Source organism: Streptomyces sp. NPDC107521 (genome assembly GCF_055598485.1).
Genome location: NZ_JBVKAT010000024.1, coordinates 1 through 4,969 on the forward strand (window position 1 = coordinate 1; position 4,969 = coordinate 4,969).

The window sequence follows — 4,969 nt, forward strand, 5'->3', positions numbered from 1 at the left end:
ACCGGCGGCTCACCGCTGGGCGGCGTACCCGTCGCCGTCGCCGAGTTCTCCACCGAACCGGCGTCCACATCGGCCTGGGTGACCGTGTAGGCGGCGGTGCAGGTCACCGACGCACCCGGCGCCAGCGACGCCGCGTCCTCCGGACAGTCCACCGTACCGAGCTTGCCGCTGCCGGTGAAGTCGCCCTCGTCGACCTTCACGTCCTTCAGCGTGACGTTGCCGGTGTTGGTGACGGCGAAGCTGTACGTGATCTTCTCACCGGCCACCAGTTCGGCGGCGGACGCCGACTTGACCAGGACGAGGCCGGGCTCCGGCGGCGACGGGATGGTCACCTCGGACGGCGGGGACACCGGCGGCTCGCCCCGAGGGGGAGTACCGGTCGCCGTCGCGGAGTTGGTGATGGAACCGGCGTCCACGTCGGCCTGGGTGACCGTGTAGGCGGCGGTGCATACGACCGTGTTGCCCGGTGCCAGTGAGGCGGCTCCGGCGGGGCAGTCCACCGTACCGAGCTTGCCGCTGCCGCTGAACTCGCCTTCCTTGATCTCGATGTCCTTGACCGTGACGTTGCCGGTGTTCTCGACGAGGAAGGTGTAGGTGACCTCCTCGCCGAGGACCAGCTTGTCCGGCTCACTGGTGGAGCCGGTCTTCACCACGGACAGACCCGGGTCGTCGTCGGTTTCCACCGTTGTCTCGGACGGCGGGGACACCGGCGGCTCACCGGACGGCGGGGTGCCCGTCGCGGTGGCGGAGTTCTTCACCGAACCGGCGTCCACATCGGCCTGGGTGACCGTGTAGGCGGCGGTGCAGGTCACCGTCTCGCCGGGAGCCAAGGACACGGCCTTCTCAGGACAGTCCACCGTACCCAGCGTGCCGCTGCCGGTGAACTCGCCCTCGTCGACCTTCACGTCCTTTAGCGTGACGTTGCCGGTGTTGGTGACGGCGAAGCTGTACGTGATGTCCTTCCCGGCCACCAGCTTGCCCGTGGAAGCGGTCTTGACGATCTCCAGCGCGGGCTCGGCCGGCGTCGGGACGGTCACCTCGGACGGAGGCGACACCGGCGGCTCGCCACGGGGCGGAGTACCGGTCGCGGTCGAGGAGTTGGTGATCGACCCCGCGTCCACATCGGCCTGCGTCACCGTGTACGCGGCCGTACAGCTCATCTGATCGCCGGGAGCCAGAGCCGCGGCGCCTTCGGCGGGGCAGACCACCTCTCCGAGTTCCCCACTGCCGGTGAACTCGCCCTCGTCGACCTTCACGTCCTTGATCGTGACGTTGCCGGTGTTCTCGACGAGGAAGGTGTAGGTGATCTCCTCGCCGAGGACCAGCTTGTCCGGCTCACTTGTGGAACCAGACTTGACCACCGACAGCGCGGGGTCGTCATCGGTCTCCACCGTTGTCTCGGACGGCGGGGAAACCGGCGGCTCACCGGTCGGCGGGGTGCCCGTCGCGGTGGCGGAGTTCTTCACGGATCCGGCGTCCACGTCGGCCTGGGTGACGGTGTAGGCGGCGGTGCAGGTCACCGTGTCCCCGGGGGCCAGGGTGGCGGCTTCCTCCGGGCAGTCCACAGCACTGAGCTTGCCGCTGCCGGTGAACTCGCCCTCGTCGACCTTCACGTCGCTGATCGTGACATTGCCCGTGTTGGTCACCGTGAAGCTGTAGGTGATCTCGTCACCGGCGACCAGTTCGGCGGCGGAGGCCGACTTCACGACCGCCAGCGCGGGCGCGGGGGATTCGGTGATGGTGACCTTGGACGGCGGCGACACCGGCGGCTCACCCGACGGCGGGGTGCCGGTCGCGGTGGCGGAGTTCTCCACCGAGCCCTGGTCCACGTCGGCCTGGGTGACCGTGTAGGCGGCGGTGCAGGTCACCGTCTCGCCGGGAGCCAGGGACGCGGTCCCCTCCTCCGGGCAGTCCACGGCACCGATCTTGCCCTGGCCGGTGAACTCGCCCTCCTCCACCGTCACATCGGTGAGGGTCACGTTGCCCGTGTTGGTGACGGCGAAGCTGTACGTGATCTCCTCACCCGCCACCAGCCGGTCGTCCGAAGCGGTCTTGACGATCTCCAGCGCGGGCTCCACCGGCGCCGGGACGGTCACCTCCGACGGAGGCGACACCGGCGGCTCGCCCCGCGGCGGCGTGCCGGTCACGGTCGCCGAGTTCGTGATCGAACCGGCGTCCACATCGGCCTGCGTCACCGTGTACGAGGCGGTGCAGGTCATCTGCTCGCCCGGGGCCAGGGCCGCGGTGCCTTCCGCGGGGCAGTCCATCGCACCCAGATCGCCGTCACCGGTGAACTCGCCCTCGTCGACCTTCACGTCCTTGACCGTGACGTTGCCGGTGTTCTTGACGAGGAACGAGTAGGTGATCTCCTCACCCAGGACCAGCTTGTCCGGATCCTGGGTGGTGGCGGACTTGACCACGGACAGACCCGGGTCGTCGTCCGTCTCCACCGTCGTCTCCGACGGCGGCGACACCGGCGGCTCGCCGCTGGGCGGCGTACCCGTCGCCGTCGCCGAGTTCTCCACCGAACCCGCGTCCACATCGGCCTGCGTCACCGTGTACGTCGCCGTACAGATCACCCGCGCACCCGGAGCCAGCGAGGCGGCCCCTGCCGGGCAGGTCACCTCGCCCAGCTCACCGTCACCGGTGAACTCGCCCTCGTCCACCGTCACATCGGTGAGGGTCACGTTGCCCGTGTTGGTCACCGTGAACCGGTAGGTGATCTCCTCACCCGCGACCAGTTTGCCGGCGGAAGCGGTCTTGACGACCTTCAGCGCGGGCTCGGAAGGAGCCGGGACCGTCACCTCCGACGGAGGCGACACCGGCGGCTCACCCGACGGCGGCGTACCCGTCGCCGTCGCCGAGTTCGTGATCGACCCCGCGTCCACGTCCTCCTGCGTCACCGTGTACGCCGCCGTGCACAGCACCGACTCGCCGGGGGCCAGGGAGGCGGCCCCGTCCTCGCAGTCCACGGCGCCCAGTTCCCCGGCACCGGTGAACCCGTCCTCGTCGACGCGGACGTTCCTGAGGGTGACGTTGCCGGTGTTGGTGACCACGAAGCTGTAGGTGATCTCCTCACCCAGCAACAGTTCGTCCGGTCGGCTGGTGCTCGCGGACTTCTTGACCGACAGGGCCGGAGCGGACGTCTGCGTCGGCACGGTGGCGGCCGAGGGCGCGGGGGGACTGGTCACCCCGGCCGCGTTGGTTCCGGTGGCTGTCGCGGTGTTCGTCACCGACCCGTTGTCCACGTCCGCCTGCGTGACCGTGTGGGTCGCGGTGGACGTGCAGGTGACCGAGGCGCCCGGCGCCAGACCGGGGGCCGGCGGCTTCGGGCACGTCACGGTACCGAGGGCCGGGTCGTTGACGGCCACCGACACCAGGGGCGTCGATCCGGTGTTCGTGACCGCGAAGGAGTAGGCGATTCTGTCGCCGGGCTTCGCTTGCTCCTGGTTCGCGGCGGGGGTGACCGTCGCGGTCTTCTTCAGGGACACCACAGGGGCCGGGCACAGCACGCTGGGCCGGACCTGTGCGTCGAAGCCCTGCATCGGTGCGGCGGACTTGACCTGCACGTCGATCGTGTTCAGGCCACTGCGCCAGTTGTTTTTCAGCGTCGTCTGCGCGGCGTTGGCGGTGTTGAATCCCGCGTAGTGGTAGATGCCGCCCGTCTGACCGGCGGGGGGCGGTCCGGTCAGCGTGGTCTGCGGCAGACCCGTCGTCTGCTGGGACTGGGCGACACCGTTGACGTACACCTCGGCGACGGCGTTGTCGGCCAGGAAGTTCATGGACAACGCGAACGCGGACGGGCTGACGGACGAGGAGAGGTCGAACTGGTAACGGTAGTACCAGTCACCGTTGGTGACGATCTGGTTCGGTGCGGCCGTGGTCTGTTGCGAGATCCACTGCGCGTTGTTGTAGGGGCTCACGGGCCATGCCTGGACCAGCCTGCCCACGTTGGCCGGGGCGAAGGCGGCGCTCGGGGGCGGAGGGGAGACCGCGGCCGTCGCAGTGAAGGGTCCGGCGACCTGCCAGTTGGGGTCCTTCGTGTTGTCGGCGAGGGTGCCGCCGGTCGCCGCGTTGTATCCGGTGTTGAAGACGTTCGCGTTCGTCGTGCAGGTGATCGACGGTATGGCCGCCTGCGCCGATACCGGGTTCAGCGCGGTGAACGCGACACCGAGTCCCGACGCCGTCAGCGCCAGCGCGCCCAGGACGGCACCGGACCGGAACCGTCGTGCCCGGTGCCTGCCCGGGCCGCGCGTCATCGCGGTCATCGGGTGCCCCCCTGTGTCCGCCGGGGTATCTCGCGGGACAGGGTCGTCCGATGCCCGGGGACTTCCCGACGTACGGGCCGCCCCGAGGCCGAGCCGTCAGGGCGCAGGGCCGGGTTCACTCCGCCGGAGCGGCCGTACCGGTGCTCGTCGGCCGCCCGTCCGGCGCCCGCTCGCACCGCGGAGGCACCGGGGCGGTGCCCCTCCGCCTCAGCCGCGCGGGTGCTTCCCGCGCCCGCGCGACGCCCGCTTCCCCTGGCAGGAGGCCAGGCAGACCTGGCGGGTCTTCCTTCCGTCCCGCACGCTGCGGGACGCAGCCACCGTCTCCAGTAGGTCATTCCGGGGACTCCCTCCACACCGCCCACGGCGACTCGACGTCAGGACCGCGGTGGCAGCAATTTCCGACAAAGGGCACTTTCGTGGAGGGCAGCAAATCACTGATACATCAGGAAAGTTGCAAATCTGCTCACTTTATGGCGTTCCGCTCATTCGTTCATATGAAGCCAAGGTGTCCCGTACCGAGAGGCCCGGACGGATCCCCGCGTGTGGTCGCGGCCGGTGACGGTGCCGGGTGCCAACTCCCCGGTCGGGCAACCGCGAAGAGGGCGGGGATCCGCGCGGCGGCTCCTCTGTACCGGGCCTCGCGACGGGTCCGGGGGTGCTTCGGTGGTCGCTCCCGGCGGCACCCCGGTCCCGACCCGAAC

General features: G+C 69.9%; 1 protein-coding gene. It reads right to left on the reverse strand.

Going from position 1 to position 4,969, the window contains the following annotated elements:
• On the reverse strand, nucleotides 1-4,268 hold a 4,268-nt coding region (locus tag ACZ7LB_RS27545; protein ID WP_471471918.1), incomplete at its 3' end, for a COG1361 S-layer family protein.
• Nucleotides 4,269-4,969 lie beyond the last annotated feature (701 nt).